This is a genomic window from Pseudomonas sp. GD03944, assembly GCF_029839275.1.
Lineage (GTDB): Bacteria > Pseudomonadota > Gammaproteobacteria > Pseudomonadales > Pseudomonadaceae > Aquipseudomonas.
This window is the reverse complement of the sequence record NZ_JAOCAH010000004.1, coordinates 118,676-140,851: the sequence shown is the minus strand read 5'-3', so window position 1 is coordinate 140,851 and position 22,176 is coordinate 118,676. Positions and strand designations below refer to the sequence as shown.

Sequence of the window (22,176 nt, the reverse complement as noted above, 5' to 3'; positions counted from 1 at the left end):
AGAGACGGCACGAGCCACGGAGAACCGCCCATGAGCGACATCATCCGCCGCGACCCGCGGGCCGAGTGGATCGCCCGTAACCGCCTGCATCCGCTGCACGCGGCCGTGCAGGCGCAGCACCAGACCACCTGGATGGGGCCCAACGGCATCCTGCGCAAGAACCCGCACGCCATCGCCGCCGGCTTCGTCGGCCCGTCCGGACTCAAGCGCATCGACCGCAGCGGCACCCAGCAAGGCACCGCCGGCAAACGCAGCGCCGCCAGCGAAACAGTCCAGCTGCCGTTGCACACCATCGAACAACCGGCATTCCACATCGTGGTGGTGCCGGACATGGTAGGCGGCCGCCTGAGCAGCCACGACAAGGACCTGCTCGGCCTGGCCCACAAGCTCGCCGGCAGCGACGGCGCGGTGGTGGCCGTGGTGTTCGGCGAGCACAAGGAAACCGCCTTCGCCACTGCTGGCGTGGACCGCCTGCTGCAGATCGAGGGCGACGCCTTCGACGGCTACGCCCCGGAATCCCGGGTACTGGCCCTCAGTGCCGTGGAAAGCCAGCTGGCGCCGCGCCACTGGCTGTTGCCGGACAGCCGCACTGGCGGCGGTGAGCTGGGTCGCCGCCTGGCCGCCAAACTCGGCGAGCGCCCGGCGACGCGGGTCTGGCAGGTCAACGACGGGCAGTGCATCGGCCGCGCCGGGGCTGGCCAGGAAGACCTGGCGCGCCCGGCGCCTCGCCTGATGCTGGCCGCCGTGGAGTGCGCAGAACCGGTCAGCGAAACCCGCCACGAGGCGCGCCCGCTGGAACTGACCGCAGCCATTGCCCACAGCCTGCCGCGCATCGAGGACCTCGGCGCGGTGGCGGTGGACCCGGCGCTGATCCCCATGGCCGAGTCGGAATTCATCCTGTCGGGTGGCAACGGGGTCAAGGACTGGGCCCTGTTCCACCAGGCTGCCCAAGCCCTGGGCGCCACCGAAGGTGCCTCGCGGGTGGCGGTGGATGACGGCTTCATGCCGCGCGACCGTCAGGTCGGCGCCACTGGCACTTGGGTCACGGCCCGGGTGTACATGGCCGTGGGTATTTCCGGCGCGATCCAGCACCTGCAGGGCATTGGCGCCTGCGACAAGGTGATCGCGGTGAACAGGGACCCCGGCTGCGACATGATCAAACGCGCCGACCTCTCGGTGATCGGCGACTCGGCGGCAGTACTGACCGCGCTGATGGCGCGCATCGCCGCCTGGCGCCAGGAGGGCAAGCGCGATGCAGCCTGACGCACACCGCTATTCCCCCGTGGGAGGGGCTTCAGCCGCGAGCGTTTGCTCGCGCTATCTGACCGCGGCTGACGCCACCGCTGCGGATCGAGGTTTTCATGACTGACCTGAATATCGTCGCCCTGGTGTCCGTGGGCGCCCACCCGACCTCCGGCCGGCCGCGCCGCGCCGAACAGGATGCCCGCGCCGTCGAGCTCGGCCTGCGCCTGGCCGGTGCCGATCTGCAGGTGCTGCATGCCGGCGACCCGCAGGCCGACGCCTTGCGCGGCTACCTGGGCATGGGCCTGGAGCGCCTGCACGTGCTGGAGCAACCGGCCGGTGCCGACGCCCTGCCGGTGCTGGTGGATCACCTCAAGGAGGCCGGCGCCCAACTGGTGCTGACCGGCAGCCAGGCGGAAACCGGTGAAGGCTCCGGCCTGCTGCCGTTCCTGCTGGCGGAACGCCTCGGCTGGCCCCTGGTGGTCGGCCTGGCGGAAGTGGAAAAGGTCGAGAACGGCGTGGCGCAGGTGCTGCAAGCCCTGCCCCGCGGCCAACGGCGGCGCCTGAAAGTGCGCGTGCCGTTCCTGGCCAGCATCGACAACGCCGCGCCCATGGCCCGCCAGAGCGCCTTCGGCCCGGCGCGCCGCGGCCAGCTGGAGGCCCACGAGGTCACGGTGACCGACGACCCGCTGTTCGAACAGACCCAGTTGCAGCCCGCCCGCCCACGGCCGAAGCGCCTGAAGGTGATCAAGGCAAAGACCGGCGCGGAACGAATGAAAGCCGCCACGGCCAAAGCCTCGGGTGGCGGCGGACAGGTGCTCAAGGATGTCTCGCCCGAAGCCGGCGCGGAGGCTATCTTCAAACTGCTGCTCGAAGAAGGCGTGCTGCGCTGACGCGACATGAACGGCCAAAGAGCTCGCGGCTGAGGCCGCTCCTACAGGGGCGGCCGGGGTGGCCACAGTCTGACCAATGGAGGATGAACCGATGATGCATGCCGATCTGATCGACCAGGAAGACCTGCGCGAACGCCTGGTGGCCCTGGGCCTGGCCATTCCGCCGGGCGTAACCGCCGAACAGGCGTGCGAGCATGCCGTCAGCGGTCTGAGCCCTGAACGCGCCGTGGCGCTGCGTCGCCTGGTGGAAGAATTGCTGGGCGGCAGCGCCACCCTGCTGCCCAACGTGCGCGAGGCGATCTCCCGCACCCTGCTGCCGGCGCTGGTACCGCGGCAGGCGTGATGGCCTGATTGCGTTAGAAGAAGATCAACAGCTCGCGGGCAAGCCCGCTCCTACGGGGCTGGTATTGCCCTGTGTAGGAGCGGGCTTGTTTTTGGAGTGCGCTGAAATATCAGCCGAATGAAAACAGGCGCCACCGGCGCCTGTTTTCGACCCGCCCGCCGCCGTTACACCCGTACGCTGGCGAAGGTGGACTCGCCCTGGGCCCGGGCCAGGGCCGCCATGGCAGTGGAGGACGAAGGCCGCATCAGGTCTTCCGGCATCGGCACCAGCGCGACGATGCCGTTCGAGGCCTGGCCGGCGCGCTCGTCGCGCGGCGGAATGCCGAAGTACTCGCGGTAGCACTTGGAGAAGTGCGGCGTGGACACGAAACCACACACCGACGCCACTTCGATGATCGACATCGACGTCTGCTTGAGCAGCTGGCGCGCGCGGATCAGGCGCAGCTTGAGGTAGTAGCGCGACGGCGAGCAGTGCAGGTACTTCTGGAACAGGCGCTCCAGCTGGCGCCGCGACACGTCGACGTAGCAGGCCAGCTCGTCGAGGTCGATCGGCTCCTCCAGGTTGGCCTCCATCAGCGCGACGATTTCCTGCAGCTTCGGCTGGTTGGTACCGAGCATGTGCTTGAGGGGCACGCGCTGGTGGTCCTGCTCGTTGCGGATGCGCTCGTAGATGAACATCTCGGAAATCGCCGCCGCCAGTTCGCGGCCGTGCTCCCGGGCGATCAGGTGCAGCATCATGTCCATCGGCGCGGTACCGCCGGACGAGGTGTTGCGGTTGCGGTCGATGGAGAACAGGCGGGTGGTGATGGCGGCGCGGGGGAAGGCTTCCTGCATGGCAGCGAGGAATTCCCAGTGCACGCTGCAATCGTAGCCGTCGAGCAGGCCGGCTTTGGCCAGCGCCCAGCTGCCGGTGCACACCGCGCCCATCTGCCGCCCCTGGCGGGCCAGGCCCTGCAGCCAGTGCAGGTGCTCGCGGGTGACGCTGTGCTGGATGTCCACGCCGCCGCAGACGATCACCGCATCCAGTGCCGGGGCGTTGTGCAGGCCGGCGTCCGGGGTGATCTGCAGACCGTCGCTGGCGGACACCGGCGAGCCGCTCTGGGTGAGGGTGTGCCAGCGGTAGAGTTCCTTGCCGGACAACTGGTTGGCCATGCGCAAGGGCTCGACTGCCGAAGCCAGGGAAATCAGGGTGAAGTTATCCAGGAGCAGGAAGCCGATGGACTGCGGAACACGGCTCTGGGGCTGGGCCCCTTGGTTGAACTGTGACATCAGTGAAGCCCTCACGCTAAGCACGGTGTCGAGCCCTTTTTCAGACGGGCTCTGTTTTTGTTGCGTCCGGGTTGAAACCACCCCGGATCGATGCCAATTCCAACGCAAACCTCATGCCTAGATTGATCGCGCGTTCAATAAAAAATTCGGCGCCTTTACAAGGTGCGTGCCACGTGGCTTTGGCAGGAGCGACAGAAGTATTCTGTTTGCGACCGAAAGCCCCGTGGCTAAAGGGGTGTGAGCATTTCGGTAGCACTGTGAACGGGGTGACTGTCACCCGCCTCGGCGGTGTGAATCCGGGCGGTAACACGGCGCCTGAAACGGCGCTTTTCACCCCCGAAAATCACGTCTCGAGAGGCCGCGCACCAAAAGCTGGCGGCGGCATTTTCCGGTGAGCGAAAGCAGGTCGAGCGATCAGCATTCGATGGCGCTGACGGCCAGTCCGCCGCGCGACGTTTCCTTGTACTTGTCCTGCATGTCGGCACCGGTGTCGCGCATGGTGCGGATCACCCGGTCCAGGGAAATGAAGTGCTGGCCGTCGCCGCGCAGGGCCATCTGCGCCGCGTTGATCGCCTTCACCGCGGCGATGGCGTTGCGCTCGATGCACGGCACCTGGACCAGCCCGCCGACCGGGTCGCAGGTCAGCCCGAGGTTGTGCTCCAGGCCGATTTCCGCGGCGTTTTCCAGTTGCTCCGGAGTGGCCCCGAGCACTTCCGCCAGGCCGGCGGCGGCCATGGCGCAGGCCGAGCCGACTTCGCCCTGGCAACCCACTTCGGCGCCGGAGATCGAGGCGTTCTTCTTGCACAGGATGCCCACCGCGGCGGCGGCGAGCAGGTAGTTGATCACGTCGTCGTCGCAGGCATCGGGGTTGAACTTCATGTAGTAGTGCAGCACCGCCGGGATGATGCCCGCCGCGCCGTTGGTGGGTGCAGTGACCATGCGCCCGCCGGCGGCATTTTCTTCGTTGACCGCCAGGGCGAACAGGTTGACCCACTCCATGGCCGACAACGTGGAACCGATGACATTCGGCTTGCCCAGCTCCAGCAGGCTGCGGTGAAGGCGCGCGGCGCGGCGTTGCACGTTGAGCCCACCAGGCAATATGCCTTCGTGCTTCAGGCCGTTTTCCACGCAGTCGCGCATGGCCTGCCAGAGGCGCAGCAGGCCGCTGCGGATCTCGGCATCGCTGCGCCAGGCGCGCTCGTTGGCCAGCATCAGTTCGGACACACGCAGGTTGTGGCGCTGGCACAGCTCCAGCAGCTCGACGGCACTGGAGAAATCGTACGGCAACGCCGTGTGGTCCTGGTCCAGCTGTCCGGCGGCCGCCTGTTCGGCATCGACCACGAAGCCGCCGCCGATCGAGTAATAGGTGTCGCGGTGCAGCTCGTCGCCCTGCCCGTCGAAGGCGGTCAGGGTCATGGCGTTGGGGTGATAGGGCAGGTTTTCGTCGAGCAGCAGCATGTCGCGCGACCAGTCGAACGCCACTGGCAGACGGCCGTCGAGCAGCAGTTCGCCGCGCTCGCGCAGCGTGGCGATGCGCGGGGTGATCTGCTGCGGGTCGATGCTGTCCGGCCACTCGCCCATCAGGCCCATGATCACGGCGCTGTCGCTGCCATGGCCAACGCCGGTGGCCGACAGGGAGCCGTACAGACGAACCTCCAGGCGCCCGGTGCGCTCGAGCAGCTGACGTTCACGCAGCGCACCGACGAACAGGGCGGCGGCGCGCATGGGGCCGACGGTATGCGAACTGGAAGGCCCGATACCGATCTTGAACAGGTCGAAAACACTAATCGCCACGGCTGACTCCCGAGCTGAAGGACGGCTACGTCACCATCATCTGGCTTTCCCCCAGGCGGCAATCGCCTCACACCGACTCGCCCATATCCAAATCCGCCACGGTCACTGTCGTATCCGCACCGCGCGCAACGTGCCTGCATTCCCGGCGCGACAGCACCGTTCTGGTTACGACCCGGCCGATAGGCAGCGACACGGCGCCAGCGCCATGATCCTGGCGCCCATGGCCGATCTGCCCACCCACAGACTGGAGGTGCCGATGAACCTGCATACCCGCGCACTGCTGAGCGCCGCCCTGCTCGCCCCCTGGCTGGCCAACGCCGCCGTGGAACCCGCCGACTGCGATGTGGTGCGTTTCGCGGATGTCGGCTGGACCGACATCACCGTCACCACCGCCGTGACCCGCGTGGTACTCACCGACCAGGGCTACCGCACCCAGGTCAAGCGGCTGTCGGTGCCCGACACCTACAAGGCCCTGCAGGACAAGCAGATCGACGTATTCCTCGGTAACTGGATGCCGAGCATGGAAAACGACATCAAACCTTATGTGGAGAACGGCACGGTGCAGACCATCGCGGCCAACCTGGAAGGCGCCAAATACACCCTGGCCGTCAACCAGGTGGCCTTCGACGGCGGCGTGCAGAACTTCGCCGACCTGGCGACATTCAAGGAGCAGCTCGGCGGCAGGATCTATGGCATCGAGCCGGGCAACGACGGCAACAAGCTGATCCAGCAGATGATCGACAAGGACGCCTTCGGCCTGGGCACCTTCACCCTGGTGGAATCCAGCGAAAGCAGCATGCTGGCGCAGGTCAAGCGCGCCGAACACCTCAAGCAGTGGGTGGTGTTTCTCGGCTGGGAGCCGCACCCGATGAACAACCAGTTCGCCCTGCGCTACCTCGACGGTGGCGACGCGTATTTCGGTCCGAACTTCGGCGGTGCCACGGTCTACACCAACGTGCGCGCCGGCTACGCGGAGCAGTGCCCGAACATCGGACGCCTGCTGAAAAACCTGCGTTTCAGCCTGGACATGGAGAACCACCTGATGGGTGCGATTCTCAACCAGAGCACCAACCGGCGACGCGAAGCCAAGGCCTGGTTGAAGGCCAATCCGCAGGTGCTCGATCGATGGCTCGAAGGCGTCACGCGACGCGACGGCAGCGTCGCAAATCGGCCATCAGACACTGGCAAACGGCTATAAATTTCATTTTTTTTCAATTCGCCACAGCCCCCGGCGTACCTTGCCTGCGCGCCGGGCAACGGCTGAAAACCGCGCCGTTCGTGGCCTCCAGGCTTGGCCAAGGGCCGAACTAATCTGTTATGGTTTTTTTAGATCAGCCCCATGTCGTCGCCCAACACGTCAGAGTCGTAAACCGACAATTGCGCCGACTGGAAGGCTATATCGTTGAGTCAGCCGATTTCGTCGCTGTCGCCCTGAACCGGGGATGACAGACCGGAGCTCCACCGCTCTGGACCGAAGAACAGATAAGCGCTGGCATCCCCCAGACGGGCGCCAGCCCAACAAGAAATTTCGGATGTACGCACATCTCGGGAATGAGGTGTGAAACCCCAAAGGATTGGGCTTCGTAACTGCCAGAGGGTTCGGAAAGCGGTTTGCAACACGGCATAGCAGGTTTCACTCATCCACTCGTTCAGGTAACGCCCTGTGCTCTCTTTGCACGCGGCGCGCAACCTGTGCGGTGCCCGAGTGTCCCATGCTGGCATGTAAGCGAAACGCCGTCCCAACCTCGGAATCATGCAAACCCACACAGGCAAGAACAGTCGGCATCACCTGACGAGCGCTTTCGGGCGCGCGGCGGGTTCCGTGTAGCTGTCTGGATGTCTACTGAAGGGGAACAATCCCATGCAGTCTGGAAAAATCGTCGTCGAGAATCTCTACAAGGTTTTCGGCCCACAGCCACAAGAAGCCATCGATTTGCTCAAGCAAGGCTGGAGCAAAGACAGGATCCTCGCCGAAAAAGGCGCAGTGATCGGCGTCAGCGATGTGTCGTTCAGCGTTGAAGAAGGCGAAATCTTCGTCCTCATGGGCCTTTCCGGCTCAGGCAAATCCACCCTCATCCGCTTGATCAACCGCCTGGTCGAGCCCAGCTCCGGCAACGTCTACATCGACGGCCAGAACGTGGCCAAGCTGCCGCAGTCGCAGTTGATCGACCTGCGCCGCCGCGACATGAGCATGGTCTTCCAGTCCTTCGCCCTGATGCCCTCGCGCACGGTGCTGGACAACGCCGCGTTCGGTCTCGAAGTCGCCGGCAAGGGCCGCAAGGAGCGCGAACAGCGCGCCATGGAAGTCCTCAAGCAGGTCGGCCTCGACACCTTCGCCCACAAGTTCCCCCATGAGCTGTCCGGCGGCATGCAGCAGCGTGTCGGCCTGGCCCGCGCCCTGGCCGTCGACCCCTCGATGATCATCATGGACGAGGCCTTCTCGGCCCTCGACCCGCTCAAGCGCCGCGAGATGCAGGACGTGTTGCTGGAGCTGCAGAAGACCCACCGCCGCACCATCATCTTCGTGTCCCACGACATCGAGGAAGCCATGCGCATCGGTACCCGCATCGGCATCATGGAAGGCGGCAAGCTGATTCAGGTCGGCACGCCCCAGGAGTTGATCGACAACCCGGCCAACGACTACGTGCGCAACTTCTTCGACACCGTCGACACCAGCCGCTACCTCACCGCCGGCCAGCTGATGGCCGACAGCGTGCCGCTCTACGTGCACAACGGCCGCGCCCCCGACGCGCAGAAGGTCTGCCAGGAGCTGCAGGCGCTGGACAAGCACTACGCGTTCATCGTCGACGAGCAGAACAACTTCCAGGGCTCCATCAGCCTGGAGAAGATCGCCCTGCTGGTCGAAGGCGGCGAATCCTGCAGCCTGGAACCGAACGTGCTCAAGCACATCGACCCGGTGCCGGAAGACCTGCCGCTGGACCAGGTCATCGGTCGCCTGGTGGACAACGAGGGGCCGATCCCGGTGGTCGACCAGCACGGTCACTACTGTGGCGCCATCAGCAAGGGCCGCCTGTTGACCCGCCTGCAGGGAGAATCCCATGAGTGAGAAGAAGCTCGACCTGGGCAGCTGGGTCAACGACGTCGTTCAGCACCTGCTGGATAACTACAGCGGTGCCTTCGACAGCATCGGCAGTGTGGTCGCCGGCTTCTCCGAGGCCATCGAGAAGATTCTGATGCTGCCGCCGGCCTGGCTGCTGATCGCCATCTTCGTCGGCCTCGGCCTGTGGCGCATCGGCGCGCGCTTCGCCATCTTCACCGCGGTGTCGTTCGTCCTGATCGTCATGACCGGCTTCTGGGAACAGACCGTGGTCACCCTGGGCCTGACCTTCTCCGCCACCCTGATCAGCCTGCTGCTGGGCATCCCGCTGGGCATCTGGGCGGCCAAGAGCGAGCGCGTGGCGACCATCATCCGCCCGATCCTCGACTTCATGCAGACCATGCCGGCGTTCGTCTACCTGATCCCGGCGGCCATGCTCTTCGGCCTCGGCCGCGTGCCGGGGATCATCGCCACGGTGATCTTCGCCATGCCACCGGCGGTGCGCCTGACCAGCCTGGGCATCCGCCAGGTCAACAAGGAAATCGTCGAAGCCGGTCAATCCTTCGGCTGCACCAGCCGCCAGCTCCTGTTCAAGGTCCAGCTGCCCAACGCCATGCCCTCGATCATGGCCGGGGTCAACCAGACCATCATGATGGCCCTGTCGATGGTGATCATCGCCTCCATGGTCGGCGCCGGTGGCCTGGGCAACGACGTACTGGCGAGCATCCAACGCCTCGATATCGGTCTAGGCTTCGAGAGCGGCATGGCCGTCGTATTGCTGGCCATCATTCTCGACCGCATCACTGAAAGTTTCGGCACCCCGCAACCCGCCAACCGCAGCAGTCTGTTCGGCTGGCTGAGCGCGAAGCTGCAACGGCAGTAAGCAACAGCTCACTTTTCACGGACACAGGGAGTCGTAAATGAACAAACTGAAAGCAATGGCGGGCGCCGGCCTGCTGTCCTGCGCACTGGTGCAAGGTGCGTGGGCGCAGGAACCGGAAAGCTGCAAGCAGGTGCGTTTCGCCGAAATCGGCTGGGCCGACATCGCCGCCACCACCGGCGTGGCCATGACCCTGGCCGAAGGCCTGGGCTACCAGCCGCGCAAGATCATGGCGTCGGTGCCGATCGCCTTCACCGGTGTGAAGAGCGGCCAGGTGGATGTCTTCCTCGGCTACTGGGCGCCGTCCATGGACGCGGTCATCGAGCCATTCCTCAAGGACAACGGCGTGAAGGTGCTGCCGACCGCCAACCTCGAAGGCGCCAAGTACACCCTGGCCGTGCCGACCTACGCGGCCGAAGCCGGGCTGAAAAGCTTCCAGGACATCGCCAAATTCAAGGACCAGCTGGGCGCCAAGATCTACGGCATCGAGCCGGGCAACGACGGCAACCTGCTGATCGAGAAAATGATCAAGGGTGACCAGTACGGCCTCGGCGGTTTCAAGATGGTCGAGTCCAGCGAGGCCGGCATGCTGGTCCAGGTGCAGCGCGCGGTGCGCAAGAAGGAGCCGGTGGTCTTCCTCGGCTGGGCCCCGCACCCGATGAACACCCAGTTCGACATCACCTACCTGTCAGGCGGCGATGACGTGTTCGGCCCGGACTACGGCGCCGCTAAGGTCTACACCGTGGTACCGCCGGACTACGAGGCACGTTGCGCCAACGTCGGCAAGCTGCTGAACAACCTGCAGTTCAGCGTCGAGATCGAAAGCCAGCTGATGGAGAAGGTCCTGGAAAAACAGGACCCGGTCGACGTGGCCAAGAGCTGGATCAAGGCCAACCCGGCAGCCCTGGACAAGTGGCTGGCCGGCGTCACCACCTATGACGGCCAGGACGGCGTCGCCGCTGTGAAGAAACACGTCGGGCTGTAATCGCCCGTCACCCACCCGGCCCACCCGCATCAGGCGGGTGGGCCTGGTAAAGCCGCCGCAACCGATGCACCGGCTTTCCTCGCGGACCGGCCACAGGGAATGTTCCCTGCTAGCGCACGCCGACGACCGCAAGGCCCGCAATCAGAACGAGCCAGTAACACAATTCGAACTGCCACTCACTGATGGAGCAAACACGTATGCGCAACCTGAAAACCCTCTGCCTGCAAAGCCTGGGCGTCGCCGCTCTGGCCATGGGCATGTCCGGCGCCATGGCAGCGGACAAACCTGCCCTGAAAATCGGCTACGTCAACGGCTGGGACGACAGCGTCGCCGTGACCCATGTCGCCGGCGAAATCCTCAAGACCAAGCTGGGCTATGACGTCACCCTGCAGCCGGTGGAGCCGGCCATCATGTGGCAAGGCGTGGCCCGCGGCGACCTGGACGCCACCCTGTCCGCCTGGCTGCCCGCCACCCACGGCGAATATTTCGAGAAGCTCAAGGACAAGGTCACCGTCCTGGGCACCAACTATGACGGCGCCAAGATCGGCCTGATCGTGCCGGAATACGTGGAAGCCAAGACCATCGCCGACCTGGAGAAATACGCCAAGGACTTCGACGGCAAGATCACCGGCATCGACGCCGGTGCCGGCGTGATGCGCCGCACCGAAGACGCCATCAAGGAATACGACCTCAAGAGCATCAAGCTGATGCCGAGTTCGGGCCCGGCCATGGCCACCGCCCTGACCCGTGCCGAGAAGGCCAAGAAGCCGATCGTGGTGACCGGCTGGATTCCGCACTGGATGTTCGCCCAATGGAAGCTGCGCTTCCTGGAAGACCCGAAAAACGTCTTCGGTGAAGCCGAGCACGTCGACACCGTGGCCAACCCGGGCCTGGAAGCCAAGGCACCTGACGCCGCGGCCTTCCTGAAGAAACTGTCCTGGAGCGCCGAAGAAGTGGGGGCGGTGATGCTGTCCATCCGCGACGGCGTGAAGCCGGAAGACGCGGCCAAGGACTGGATCGCGAAGAACCCGGATCGCGTGGCCGAGTGGCTGAAATAAGCCACCGTTTGCGTGATTGAAAAAGCGGGCTTCGGCCCGCTTTTTCGTTTCCGTGAAGGAGGTGGCCTGCATTTGCGCACCTGGCCAGGTTGATTGATCGATCAATAAAAATCGGCCTAGACTGCGCGCAACCGGAACCCCGCCTCCACGGAGAGACAAATGCCCAAGGTCGGAATGCAGCCGATCCGCCGTTCGCAATTGATCGCGGCCACCCTCGAAGCGGTCGACCAGGTCGGCATGAGCGACGCCAGCATTGCCTACATCGCGCGCCTCGCCGGCGTGTCCAACGGCATCATCAGCCATTACTTCCAGGACAAGAACGGCCTGCTCGACGCCACCATGCGCCACCTGATGCAGGCCCTGAGCGACGCCGTGCGTGCACGGCGCAACGCCCTGCGCGAAGACACGCCACGGGCCCACCTGCGCGCGATCATCGACGGCAACTTCGATGAAACCCAGGTCAGCGGCCCGGCGATGAAGACCTGGCTGGCGTTCTGGGCCACCAGCATGCACCAGCCCTCGCTGCAGCGCCTGCAGCGGATCAACGACCACCGCCTGTATTCCAACCTGTGCGGGCAGTTCGTCCGCGCCCTGCCCCGCGAGCAGGCCCGTGCTGCAGCCCGTGGCCTGGCGGCGCTGATCGACGGCCTGTGGCTGCGCGGCGCGCTGTCCGGCGAGGCCTTCGACACCCAGCAGGCGATGCGCATCGCCTACGACTACCTGGACCTGCAGTTGGGCAAGGCAGGCAGCTAGGTCGCCCAGCCGCCGCTGAAGCGCCTCCCACAAAGAGGGTGTGCGCCCCTTGTAGGAGGGGCTTCAGCCCCGAGCTCTTCAGCCTTATCCACAGCCCCGGCCACGGTGATCATGTCGCGATTGGCGTTCGCCCTGTCGTTTTTATTGATTGATCGTTCAATATAAATAAAATAGCCTGTTCTCAGCCAAACCACTTGCCAGAGGACAGCCCATGCCCCGCTTCGACGAACAGCAGCTCTACATCGGTGGCCGCTACGTCTCCGCCAGCAGCGGCGAAACCTTCGACAGCATCAACCCCGCCACCGGCGAGGTGCTGGCCAAGGTGCAGCGCGCCAGCCAGGCGGATGTCGAGCTGGCCGTCGCCAGCGCTGCCAAGGGGCAGAAGGTGTGGGCGGCGATGACCGCCATGCAGCGTTCGCGCATCCTGCGCAAGGCCGTGGACATCCTGCGTGAACGTAATGACCAGTTGGCCGAACTGGAGACCCTGGACACCGGCAAGCCGCTGTCGGAAACCCGCTATGTCGACATCGTCACCGGTGCCGATGTGCTGGAGTACTACGCCGGCCTGGTGCCCGCCATCGAGGGCCAGCAGATTCCGCTGCGCGAGTCGTCCTTCGTCTACACCCGTCGCGAACCCCTGGGCGTGGTGGCCGGCATCGGCGCCTGGAACTACCCGATCCAGATCGCCCTGTGGAAGTCCGCACCGGCCCTGGCCGCCGGCAACGCGATGGTGTTCAAGCCCAGCGAAGTCACCTCGCTGACCACCCTGAAGCTGGCCGAGATCTACACCGAGGCCGGCTTGCCCGATGGCGTGTTCAACGTACTCACCGGCAGCGGCCGCGAAGTGGGCCAGTGGCTGACCGAGCACCCGCAGATCGAGAAGATTTCCTTCACCGGCGGCACCGAGACCGGCAAGAAGGTCATGGCCAGCGCCTCCAGCTCGTCGCTCAAGGAAGTGACCATGGAGCTGGGCGGCAAGTCGCCGCTGATCGTCTTCGAAGACGCCGACCTGGACCGTGCCGCCGACATCGCGGTCATGGCCAACTTCTACAGCTCGGGCCAAGTGTGCACCAACGGCACCCGGGTGTTCGTGCCGCGCATGCTGCAAGCGCGCTTCGAGTCCAAGGTGCTGGAGCGGGTCAAACGCATCCGCCTGGGCGACCCGCTGGCGGAAACCACCAACTTCGGCCCGCTGACCAGCTTCGCCCACATGGAAAGCGTGCTCGGCTACATCGAAAAAGGTCGCAGCGAAGGCGCGCGCCTGCTGATTGGCGGCGAACGAGTGACCGAGGGCGACCACGCCAACGGCGCCTATGTCGCACCGACGGTATTCACCGACTGCAAGGACAGCATGACCATCGTGCGCGAGGAAATCTTCGGCCCGGTGATGAGCATCCTCATCTACGACAGCGAAGAAGAAGTGATCCGCCGCGCCAACGACACCACCTACGGCCTGGCCGCCGGCCTGGTGACCCGCGACCTGGCTCGTGCGCATCGGGTCATCCACCAGCTGGAAGCCGGCATCTGCTGGATCAACACCTGGGGCGAATCGCCGGCCGAGATGCCGGTGGGCGGCTACAAGCAGTCCGGCGTCGGCCGCGAGAACGGCCTGAGCACGCTGGAGCACTACACCCGGATCAAGTCCGTGCAGGTCGAGCTGGGCGGTTACACCTCGGTGTTCTGACGCCCGCACCGCCTTGTGGGAGGCGCTTCAGCAGCGAACCCTATCGCAGCTGAAGCCCCTTCCACACAACCCGCCACCGCGCCGCCCGGAGTGACCGGGACCGCCACACCATGCCCCGAGTCGCACCCGGGCAGCAGGAGGAGCCATGCCTCAGGAATTCGACTACATCATCATCGGTGCCGGCTCGGCCGGTAACGTGCTGGCGACCCGCCTGACCGAGGACGCAAACGTCAGCGTGCTGCTGCTCGAAGCCGGCGGCCCGGATTATCGCCTGGACTTCCGCACCCAGATGCCCGCCGCCCTGGCCTTTCCGCTGCAGGGCCGGCGCTACAACTGGGCCTACGAGACAGACCCCGAGCCCCACATGAACAATCGCCGCATGGAATGCGGGCGCGGCAAGGGCCTGGGCGGCTCGTCGCTGATCAACGGCATGTGCTACATCCGCGGCAACGCCCTGGACTTCGACAACTGGGCGCAGCAACCCGGCCTGGAAGACTGGAGTTACCTCGATTGCCTGCCGTATTTCCGCAAGGCCGAGACCCGCGACATCGGCCCCAACGACTACCACGGCGGCGACGGCCCGGTGAGCGTGACCACGCCCAAGGCCGGCAACAACCCGCTGTTCCATGCCATGGTCGAGGCCGGCGTGCAGGCCGGCTACCCGCGCACGGAAGACCTCAACGGCTACCAGCAGGAAGGCTTCGGCCCGATGGACCGCACCGTGACCCCGGAAGGCCGCCGCGCCAGCACCGCCCGTGGCTACCTGGACCAGGCGCGGGAGCGGCCGAACCTGACCATCGTCACCCACGCCACCACCGACCGCATCCTGTTCGACGGTACGCGCGCCAGCGGCGTCGCCTACCTGGTGGGCAGCGCGAACAGCGCCACCACCGTTCACGCCCGCCGCGAGGTGCTGCTGTGCGCTGGCGCCATCGCCTCGCCGCAGATCCTGCAACGCTCCGGCGTCGGCCCCGGCGATTTGCTCCGCAGCCTGGGCATCGACCTGGTGCATGAGCTGCCCGGCGTCGGCGCCAACCTGCAGGACCACCTGGAGATGTACCTACAGTACGCGTGCACCCAACCGGTGTCGCTGTACCCGGCGCTGAAGCTGCTGAACCAGCCGGGGATCGGCGCGCAATGGCTGTTCACCGGCCACGGCATCGGCGCCAGCAACCAGTTCGAGGCCGGCGGTTTCATCCGCACCCGGCCGGAATTCGCCTGGCCCAACATCCAGTTCCACTTCCTGCCGGTGGCGATCAATTACAACGGCAGCAACGCGGTGAACGAACACGGCTTCCAGGCCCACGTGGGTTCGATGCGCTCACCGAGCCGCGGCCGTGTGCACCTGAAATCCAGGGATCCGCGCCAGCACCCGAGCATCCTCTTCAACTACATGAGCCATGAGCAGGACTGGCAGGAATTTCGCGACGGCATCCGCCTGACCCGCGAGATCATGGCGCAGCCGGCGCTCGACCCGTACCGTGGCCGCGAGATCAGCCCCGGTGCCCACGTGCAGAGCGATGCTGAGCTGGATGCCTTTATTCGCGAACACGCGGAAACCGCGTTCCATCCGTCCTGCTCCTGCAAGATGGGCGAAGACGACATGGCGGTGGTCGACGGCCAGGGCCGGGTGCACGGCGTGCAGGGCCTGCGGGTGGTGGATGCGTCGATCATGCCGGAGATCATCACCGGCAACCTCAACGCCACCACCATCATGATTGCCGAGAAAATCGCCGACCGTATCCGCGGCCGTCAGGCGCTGCCGCGCAGCACGGCGCCCTACTATGTGGCCGGCGATACGCCGGTGCGCAAACCGGCGCTGCGCGACCAGCATTCAGCGGCCTGACGGAGAATCGTGGGAGGGGCTTCAGCCGCGAGTTTTTTTGATCCCATGGGAGCAGTCGCGGCTAAAGCCCCTCCCACAGAACCTGAGCCCGCCGTAGGGTGGACACCGCGAAGCGTGTCCACCATTCAGTGCCTCATCTACAAGTACTTGAGCCAGGCGATGTCACGGCGCCGAGCCTTTAGGCGGGCGAACCAGCGCACCGGCAGGTACAGCGCCACCGACAGCAGCACTGCCCCCAGCCATACGCTCCAGAGCCCATCGAAACCGAAGTACTGCCCCTGGTTGGTGCCCCAGATCGCCACCGCGATCAGGTACAGCACCTTCAATACATAGAGGTGCAGCAGGTAGAAGAACATCGGCGCGGCACCGAATACCGCCAGCCAGCGCACCCACCGGCCTTCGTTGCGGCGCTCGAACAGCACCAGCAGCAGGACACCGATCCCCAGGGTCAGCGCCAGGAACAGTAGCGACGGCGGGTATTTGGTGATGTTGAAGAAACTCATCAGGGTCTGCACCGCGGTGTCACCGCTGAACCAAGGTTTCTCGCCATAGCCGTTGAGCAGGCGCAGCACCCCGAACCCGACCAGCGCGCCCACGCCAGTGCTGATCAGGTAGCGGCGACGCTGCTGGGCATCGCTGCCCCGGGCGAACCAGGGCCCCATGGCATAGCCGAGGGCGATCACGCCAATCCACGGTAGCACCGGGTAGGAGGTGCGCAGGCGCAGCCCCTCCAAAACCTCGATCCAGCCGCGGTCATGCAGCACGGCCCAGGGCGCATGCAGCCAGGAGTCCAGCGGGAAGTGCAGACCATCGAGCAGATTGTGTCCGGCGACCAGCACCAGGCCGAGCACGGCCAGCGCCACGCGCGGCAACCAGACCAGGGCGGATAGCGCCAGCATGCTCAGGCCGATGGCCCAGATCACCTGCAGGTAGATCACGCTGGGCGGGAACTGGAAGGTCCAGGCGAAGTTGACCAGGGTCAGCTCCAGCACCACCAGGAACAGGCCACGCTTGAACAGGAAGCTGGAGACCGCCGCGCGGCCCTGGTACTTCTCGCCATAGAGAAAGGCAGCCAGGCCGGTGAGCAGGATGAACACCGGCGCGCACAGGTGCGCCAGGGTACGGCTGAAGAACAGCCCCGCGTCGGTGGTCGTCACGTCCATGGGGTCGGACACCTGCAGGTGCAGGTAAAAGGTCTCGCGAACGTGGTCGAGCAGCATGAACAGGATGACCAGGCCGCGCAGGGCGTCGATCGAGTGAAGGCGGGTGGACGGTACAGCGGTCATGGACGGTTCTCTGGAAACAATGAAACACTATTACATTCCAAGGGTGCCGATGCCAGGCCCTTCGCGTCATGCGTCATCCGCCAGGCACGCGCCGAGTCACCGACACGACGCGGGCCGGCTGTTACACTGCCGGCCTGTTTCATCACCCCCGAGTCTTCGCCGTGAGCACCAGCGCCTTTTCCAAACTCCCCCTGTCCGCCGCCATGCTGGCCAACCTGGAGTCCCTCGGCTACGCCGAAATGACACCGATCCAGGCACAAAGCCTGCCGGTGATTCTCAAGGGCATGGACCTGATCGCCCAGGCCAAGACCGGCAGCGGCAAGACGGCGGCCTTCGGCATCGGCCTGCTCAACCCGCTCAACCCGCGCTACTTCGGCTGCCAGGCCCTGGTGCTGTGCCCGACCCGTGAGCTGGCGGACCAGGTGGCAAAGGAACTGCGCCGGCTGGCGCGGGGCGAAGACAACATCAAGATTCTCACCCTCTGTGGCGGCGTGCCGTTCGGCCCGCAGATCGGCTCGCTGGAACACGGCGCGCAGATCATCGTCGGCACCCCGGGCCGCGTGCAGCAGCACCTGGCCAAGGGCACGCTGAAGGTCGACGGACTCAACACCCTGGTGCTCGACGAAGCCGACCGCATGCTCGACATGGGCTTCTACGACAGCATCGCCGAGATCATCCAGCAGACCCCGGCCCGCCGGCAGACCCTGCTGTTCTCGGCCACCTACCCGGCCGGGATCAAGCAGCTGGCCAGCAGTTTCATGCGCGACCCGCAGCAGGTGAAGGCGGAAACCCTGCACGACGACACCCAGATCGAGCAGCGCTTCTATGAAATCGCCCCCGAAGAGCGGCTGGACGCGGTGGTCAAGCTGCTGACCAGCTTCCGCCCGCAATCCTGCGTGGCCTTCTGCTTCACCAAGCAGCAGTGCCAGGACGTGGTCGACCACCTGAAGGGCAACGGCATTTCCGCCATGGCCCTGAATGGAGACCTGGAGCAACGCGACCGCGACCAGGTTCTGGCAATGTTCGCCAACCGCAGCCTGTCCGTGCTGGTGGCCACCGACGTGGCTGCCCGCGGCCTGGATATCGATGCCCTGGACATGGTGATCAACGTGGAGCTGGCCCGCGACTCGGAAACCCATATCCACCGCGTAGGCCGTACCGGTCGCGCCGGCGAGCAAGGCATGGCCATGAGCCTGGTGGCGCCGGCCGAAGCGCACCGCGCTCAGGCCATCGAAACGCTGCAGAAGAGCCCGCTCAACTGGCACCCGCTCAGCAGCCTCAAAGCCAAGGGCGGCGAGCCGCTGCAGCCGCCGATGATCACCCTGTGCATCGCGGCCGGGCGCAAGGACAAGCTGCGCCCTGGCGACATCCTCGGCGCCCTCACCGGCGAGGCGGGCATTCCCGGGGCGCAGGTCGGCAAGATCGCGATTTTCGACTTCCAGGCCTTCGTCGCCGTGGAGCGTGGCGTGGCCAAGCAGGCGCTCAAGCGCCTGAGTGAAGGCAAGATCAAGGGGCGCTCGTTGCGCGTCAGAACACTGTAAGCTCAGCGGACGATCGCGCGGCGGCGCCGCGCCTGGGACGTGACAGGCACCCGGACAATTCGGAGGTTCCGATGCGCAATATCCTGGTTATCGAAGACAGCCCGATGGTGCTGAAAATCCTCGAGCACCTGTTCCGCCAGGAGTACGACCTGCAGCCGGTATTCTGTGCCTCCCTGGGCGAGGCCGAAGTGATGCTGGAAACCTCGGCCGACCTGTTCTTCGCCGCCATCGTCGACCTGCACCTGCCCGATGCGCCCAATGGCGAAAGCGTCGACCTGGTGATGCGCTACAACCTGCCGTGCATCGTCCTCAGCGGTGCCTACAACGAGCAGCGCCGCGACGAACTGCTGCTCAAGGGCGTAGTCGACTATGTGCTCAAGGAAAGCCAGCACTCCTACGAATACGCCTTCCGCCTGCTGCACCGCCTGGAAAGCAACAGCCAGGTGAAGATCCTGGTTGCCGAAGACTCGGAGGCCACCCGCCACTTCATCCGCCACGTGCTGACCCCGCAACGCTTCCAGGTCATCGATGCCCAGGACGGCGACGAAGCCTTGCGTATCCTGCGCGAACAGCCGGACATCGACCTGCTGGTGGTCGACCACAGCATGCCGGGCATCAGCGGCTTCGAGCTGGTGAAGATCCTGCGGCAGAAGATGCGCCTGCACGAGCTGATCATCATCGGCCTGTCCGCCGACACCAAGGGCTCGCTCAGCGCCATGTTCATCAAGCACGGCGCCGATGACTTCCTGCGCAAGCCCTTCTGCCCCGAAGAACTCAACTGCCGGGTGATCTCCACCCTGGAGCGCCGCGACCTGATGCGCGCGCTGAAGCAGGCCGCCCAGTTCGACGCCCTCACCGGGCTGAACAACCGCCGCGCCTTCTACGAACAAGGCCTGCAGCTGTTCCAGCAGGCCCAGCGCGATGGCCGCAACCTCAGCGTGGCGATGCTCGACCTGGATTTCTTCAAGCGCATCAACGACGAACATGGCCACGCCAGCGGCGACGCGGCCCTGGTGGCCTTCGCCCGGGCGCTGTCCCTGGCCTTCCCGGACACCCTCGTGGGACGGCTGGGCGGGGAAGAATTCGCCCTGGTCAGCCACCTCGATGACGTGCGTCTCGCCCGCCTGCTGGATGCGCTGCGGGTGCACTGCGGCACGTTGAAATACGCGGTGGATGCACCGCCGCTGTCATTCAGTGCGGGGGTCTACCACGGCCATCCGGAGGACCTGGAAAGCCTGCTGCATGAGGCCGATCAGCGGCTGTACCAGGCCAAGCGCCAGGGCCGCGGACGCACCCACTGGCAGTGATCGCTACAGGCCGTGGCGCGCGAAAATCTCGGCATAGGTGCCGTCGGCGTGCATGGCCTCGATCGCCTGGTCGAACGCCTCGGCAATCGCCTTGTGTTGCGGGTGCTGGCGACTGACCAGAATGTGCAGGCCGTTCTCGCTCAACGGCTGCGGCAGGAACTCCAGCTCGTTGCGAATCGACCGTAGCTCGCGGCCCAGGTAGAAGCGCGCCACCAGCTCGTCCTCCACCATCAGTTGCACCCGCCGGGCGTGCAGCATGCGCGCGCCGGTTTCGAAGCCGAGCACCCCCACCTTGGTCAGCCGGCTGTCCTGGTCGAACTCGCTGGAGTAGGCATAGCCGCGGACGACCGCGATGCTGTAGGGATAGAGGTCCACCAGGCTCTGGTAACGAATCCCCGCGCCCTTGCGCTGCATGAAGCGCACCCGGTTGATCAGGTACGGCTGCGAGAAATAGCCGAAGCGGGCGCGCTCATCGGTGTACCAGGCGTTGACCAGCACGTCGTAATCGTCGCGCTGCAAGCCCCGGATCGCCCGCTCCCACGGCACTTCGTTGTACTGCGTGCGGTAGCCGGCACGGGTCAACGCGGTGGTCACCAGCTCGGTGGCCACACCGCCGTTGGCCATACGCTGATCGGTGAACGGCGGCCAGGGATTCGCCACCAGGCGCAGTGCTTCCGATGCCTGTCCCAGGACGGGCCAGAGCAACAAGAGGCAGCACGCACGCAGTCCATTCATGGGCGTTTTCCGCGGAGGGCGAAGGAACAAGACTAGCTGCGGCTGAACAAAACATCAGCCCGCACCCGCCTGCAATATGTATCAGAAATGAAACGGCCATGACGAGACGCCGCGCCACAATGAACAAGGCCCCGGCTTCTGGTTAGCGTCTGGCAAGCGACGATGCCTGACAGGTGAGTGCGAGCGATGAGCGAAACGACCCCAAAGCCCCCGGTTGACGGTGCCGTCTACAGGACGCTGCGGGCCTGCGCCTGAGGTAAGATGCGCGCTGTTTTTGCGCCCGTTAGCGGTGCAGTCAGGTCGCGAGGAGTTGCCGTGCTTACACCCCAGGTCGTCATCATCGGAGCCGGAGCCGCCGGGCTCATGTGTGCGCTCACCGCCGCGGGGCGTGGGCGCCAGGTGCTGCTGCTCGACCATGCCAACAAGGCCGGCAAGAAAATCCTGATGTCCGGGGGTGGGCGCTGCAATTTCACCAACATGTACTGCGAGCCGAGCAATTTTCTCTCGGAAAACCCCCACTTCTGCAAATCGGCCCTGGCCCGTTACACCCAGTGGGATTTCATCGGCCTGGTGGCCAAGCACGGCGTGCCTTACCACGAGAAGAAGCTCGGCCAGCTGTTCTGCGACCACAAGTCCAGCGACATCCTCGAGATGCTCCTGGCCGAGTGCAACGAAGCCGGTGTGACGCTGCGCCTGGACACCTCGGTGGAGCAGGTCGAGAAGACCGACAGCGGTTACCGCCTGCAGACCAGTGCCGGTGCGGTGCGCTGCGAATCCCTGGTGATCGCCACCGGCGGCCTGTCGATCCCGACCCTGGGCGCCACCGGTTTCGGCTACCAGGTGGCCAAACAGTTCGGCCATGAGCTGCTGCCGACCCGCGCCGGTCTGGTGCCGTTCACGATCACCGACCCGCAGCTGAAAGCCCTGTGCAGCGAGCTGTCGGGCACCTCGGTGGAGGATTGCCTGGTGAGCTGCAACGGCCAGAGCTTCCGCGAGAACATTCTGTTCACCCACCGCGGCCTCAGCGGCCCGGCGATCCTGCAGATTTCCTCGTTCTGGCAGCCGGGCGATACCGTCAGCATCAACCTGCTGCCCCATATCGACCTGCCGGACTGGCTGGCCAGCCAGCAACGCGAGCGCCCCAACAGTGAGCTGAAGACCCTGCTCGCCGAGCTGTTCACCAAGAAGATGGCCGGGCTGCTGGCCGACAGTTGGTTCGTCTCCAAACCGATGAAGCAGTACACCCCGGGCGAACTCAAGGCGATTGCCGAGCAACTGGCGGACTGGCAACTGGTGCCCGCCGGCACCGAGGGCTACCGCACCGCCGAGGTGACCCTGGGCGGTGTCGATACCCGCGAGGTGTCCTCCAAGACCCTGGAATCGCTGAAGTCGCCCGGCCTGTATTTCGTCGGCGAAGTGCTGGACGTCACCGGCCACCTCGGCGGCTTCAACTTCCAGTGGGCCTGGGCGTCCGGCTACGCGGCTGCCCAGTACGTGTGATCG

Annotated in this window: 18 protein-coding genes; 14 read left to right on the top strand and 4 right to left on the bottom strand. The window is 65.4% G+C overall.

What is annotated here, in order from left to right; translation table 11 throughout:
• Positions 1–30 precede the first annotated feature (30 nt).
• The 3 genes from N5C28_RS08895 to N5C28_RS08885 all read left to right on the top strand — a co-directional run bounded on the left by N5C28_RS08895 (position 31) and on the right by N5C28_RS08885 (position 2,478).
• The gene (locus N5C28_RS08895) at positions 31–1,263 is read left to right on the top strand and encodes an electron transfer flavoprotein subunit alpha/FixB family protein (RefSeq protein WP_279821705.1); all 1,233 of its coding nucleotides are present in this window, start codon (positions 31–33) and stop codon (positions 1,261–1,263) included.
• 98 nt (positions 1,264–1,361) lie between these two features.
• A complete protein-coding gene (locus tag N5C28_RS08890) occupies positions 1,362–2,135 on the top strand; it encodes an electron transfer flavoprotein subunit beta (RefSeq protein WP_279821704.1) in 774 nt (257 codons plus the stop codon).
• A gap of 91 nt (positions 2,136–2,226) precedes the next feature.
• A complete protein-coding gene (locus tag N5C28_RS08885) occupies positions 2,227–2,478 on the top strand; it encodes a hypothetical protein (protein ID WP_279821703.1) in 252 nt (83 codons plus the stop codon).
• A 164-nt stretch (positions 2,479–2,642) separates the two neighbouring features.
• Here N5C28_RS08885 and N5C28_RS08880 read toward each other — a convergent pair whose 3' ends face one another.
• Together N5C28_RS08880 and N5C28_RS08875 are read right to left on the bottom strand one after the other, a co-directional pair.
• On the bottom strand, positions 2,643–3,746 hold the full coding sequence (locus N5C28_RS08880) for a GlxA family transcriptional regulator (protein WP_279821702.1): 1,104 nt from the start codon (positions 3,744–3,746) through the stop codon (positions 2,643–2,645).
• 414 nt (positions 3,747–4,160) lie between these two features.
• Positions 4,161–5,540, bottom strand: coding sequence for an L-serine ammonia-lyase (locus N5C28_RS08875; RefSeq protein WP_279821701.1), 1,380 nt, complete (start codon positions 5,538–5,540; stop codon positions 4,161–4,163).
• Positions 5,541–5,796: 256 nt separating this feature from the next.
• On the opposite strand from N5C28_RS08875, the gene choX reads away from it, so the two are divergent.
• The 8 genes from choX (at position 5,797) to betA (ending at position 15,804) form a co-directional block, all read left to right on the top strand.
• Positions 5,797–6,738, top strand: coding sequence for a choline ABC transporter substrate-binding protein (gene choX, locus N5C28_RS08870; RefSeq protein WP_279821700.1), 942 nt, complete (start codon positions 5,797–5,799; stop codon positions 6,736–6,738).
• 663 nt (positions 6,739–7,401) lie between these two features.
• Entirely contained in the window at positions 7,402–8,607 is a 1,206-nt protein-coding gene (locus N5C28_RS08865) for a glycine betaine/L-proline ABC transporter ATP-binding protein (protein ID WP_279821699.1), read from the top strand.
• On the top strand, positions 8,600–9,481 hold the full coding sequence (locus N5C28_RS08860) for a proline/glycine betaine ABC transporter permease (RefSeq protein WP_279821698.1): 882 nt from the start codon (positions 8,600–8,602) through the stop codon (positions 9,479–9,481). The genes N5C28_RS08865 and N5C28_RS08860 overlap by 8 nt, the downstream gene beginning before the upstream one ends.
• 37 nt (positions 9,482–9,518) lie before the next feature.
• On the top strand, positions 9,519–10,463 hold the full coding sequence (locus N5C28_RS08855; RefSeq protein WP_279821697.1) for a choline ABC transporter substrate-binding protein: 945 nt from the start codon (positions 9,519–9,521) through the stop codon (positions 10,461–10,463).
• A 197-nt stretch (positions 10,464–10,660) separates the two neighbouring features.
• A complete protein-coding gene (locus tag N5C28_RS08850; RefSeq protein ID WP_279821696.1) occupies positions 10,661–11,521 on the top strand; it encodes a glycine betaine ABC transporter substrate-binding protein in 861 nt (286 codons plus the stop codon).
• Between the two features lie 159 nt (positions 11,522–11,680).
• Complete coding sequence (betI, locus tag N5C28_RS08845; RefSeq protein ID WP_279821695.1) at positions 11,681–12,274, top strand: transcriptional regulator BetI; 594 nt, start codon at positions 11,681–11,683, stop codon at positions 12,272–12,274.
• A 211-nt stretch (positions 12,275–12,485) separates the two neighbouring features.
• The gene (gene betB, locus N5C28_RS08840; protein WP_279821694.1) at positions 12,486–13,958 is read left to right on the top strand and encodes a betaine-aldehyde dehydrogenase; all 1,473 of its coding nucleotides are present in this window, start codon (positions 12,486–12,488) and stop codon (positions 13,956–13,958) included.
• A 145-nt stretch (positions 13,959–14,103) separates the two neighbouring features.
• A complete protein-coding gene (gene betA, locus N5C28_RS08835) occupies positions 14,104–15,804 on the top strand; it encodes a choline dehydrogenase (RefSeq protein ID WP_279821693.1) in 1,701 nt (566 codons plus the stop codon).
• Positions 15,805–15,941: 137 nt separating this feature from the next.
• Here betA and N5C28_RS08830 read toward each other — a convergent pair whose 3' ends face one another.
• Entirely contained in the window at positions 15,942–17,090 is a 1,149-nt protein-coding gene (locus N5C28_RS08830; RefSeq protein WP_279821692.1) for a DUF1624 domain-containing protein, read from the bottom strand.
• 161 nt (positions 17,091–17,251) lie between these two features.
• On the opposite strand from N5C28_RS08830, the gene dbpA reads away from it, so the two are divergent.
• Both dbpA and N5C28_RS08820 read left to right on the top strand, forming a co-directional pair.
• A complete protein-coding gene (gene dbpA / locus N5C28_RS08825; RefSeq protein ID WP_279821691.1) occupies positions 17,252–18,631 on the top strand; it encodes an ATP-dependent RNA helicase DbpA in 1,380 nt (459 codons plus the stop codon).
• A gap of 71 nt (positions 18,632–18,702) precedes the next feature.
• A complete protein-coding gene (locus tag N5C28_RS08820; RefSeq protein WP_279821690.1) occupies positions 18,703–19,938 on the top strand; it encodes a diguanylate cyclase in 1,236 nt (411 codons plus the stop codon).
• A gap of 3 nt (positions 19,939–19,941) precedes the next feature.
• Here the strand turns inward: N5C28_RS08820 and N5C28_RS08815 are convergent, their stop codons facing one another.
• On the bottom strand, positions 19,942–20,673 hold the full coding sequence (locus N5C28_RS08815) for a transporter substrate-binding domain-containing protein (RefSeq protein WP_279821689.1): 732 nt from the start codon (positions 20,671–20,673) through the stop codon (positions 19,942–19,944).
• A 315-nt stretch (positions 20,674–20,988) separates the two neighbouring features.
• On the opposite strand from N5C28_RS08815, the gene N5C28_RS08810 reads away from it, so the two are divergent.
• Complete coding sequence (locus N5C28_RS08810; RefSeq protein WP_279821688.1) at positions 20,989–22,173, top strand: NAD(P)/FAD-dependent oxidoreductase; 1,185 nt, start codon at positions 20,989–20,991, stop codon at positions 22,171–22,173.
• Positions 22,174–22,176 lie beyond the last annotated feature (3 nt).

Bases quoted from the DNA above. Each gene is read 5' to 3' on its own strand.
- N5C28_RS08860 (WP_279821698.1), top strand. From the start codon at position 8,600: ATGAGTGAGAAGAAGCTCGACCTGGGCAGCTGGGTCAACGACGTCGTT.
- N5C28_RS08830 (WP_279821692.1), bottom strand. From the start codon at position 17,090: ATGACCGCTGTACCGTCCACCCGCCTTCACTCGATCGACGCCCTGCGC.
- N5C28_RS08820 (WP_279821690.1), top strand. From the start codon at position 18,703: ATGCGCAATATCCTGGTTATCGAAGACAGCCCGATGGTGCTGAAAATC.
- N5C28_RS08850 (WP_279821696.1), top strand. From the start codon at position 10,661: ATGCGCAACCTGAAAACCCTCTGCCTGCAAAGCCTGGGCGTCGCCGCT.
- betI (WP_279821695.1), top strand. From the start codon at position 11,681: ATGCCCAAGGTCGGAATGCAGCCGATCCGCCGTTCGCAATTGATCGCG.
- N5C28_RS08885 (WP_279821703.1), top strand. From the start codon at position 2,227: ATGATGCATGCCGATCTGATCGACCAGGAAGACCTGCGCGAACGCCTG.
- N5C28_RS08815 (WP_279821689.1), bottom strand. From the start codon at position 20,673: ATGAATGGACTGCGTGCGTGCTGCCTCTTGTTGCTCTGGCCCGTCCTG.
- N5C28_RS08880 (WP_279821702.1), bottom strand. From the start codon at position 3,746: ATGTCACAGTTCAACCAAGGGGCCCAGCCCCAGAGCCGTGTTCCGCAG.
- betB (WP_279821694.1), top strand. From the start codon at position 12,486: ATGCCCCGCTTCGACGAACAGCAGCTCTACATCGGTGGCCGCTACGTC.
- N5C28_RS08895 (WP_279821705.1), top strand. From the start codon at position 31: ATGAGCGACATCATCCGCCGCGACCCGCGGGCCGAGTGGATCGCCCGT.
- N5C28_RS08855 (WP_279821697.1), top strand. From the start codon at position 9,519: ATGAACAAACTGAAAGCAATGGCGGGCGCCGGCCTGCTGTCCTGCGCA.
- N5C28_RS08890 (WP_279821704.1), top strand. From the start codon at position 1,362: ATGACTGACCTGAATATCGTCGCCCTGGTGTCCGTGGGCGCCCACCCG.
- choX (WP_279821700.1), top strand. From the start codon at position 5,797: ATGAACCTGCATACCCGCGCACTGCTGAGCGCCGCCCTGCTCGCCCCC.
- N5C28_RS08865 (WP_279821699.1), top strand. From the start codon at position 7,402: ATGCAGTCTGGAAAAATCGTCGTCGAGAATCTCTACAAGGTTTTCGGC.
- betA (WP_279821693.1), top strand. From the start codon at position 14,104: ATGCCTCAGGAATTCGACTACATCATCATCGGTGCCGGCTCGGCCGGT.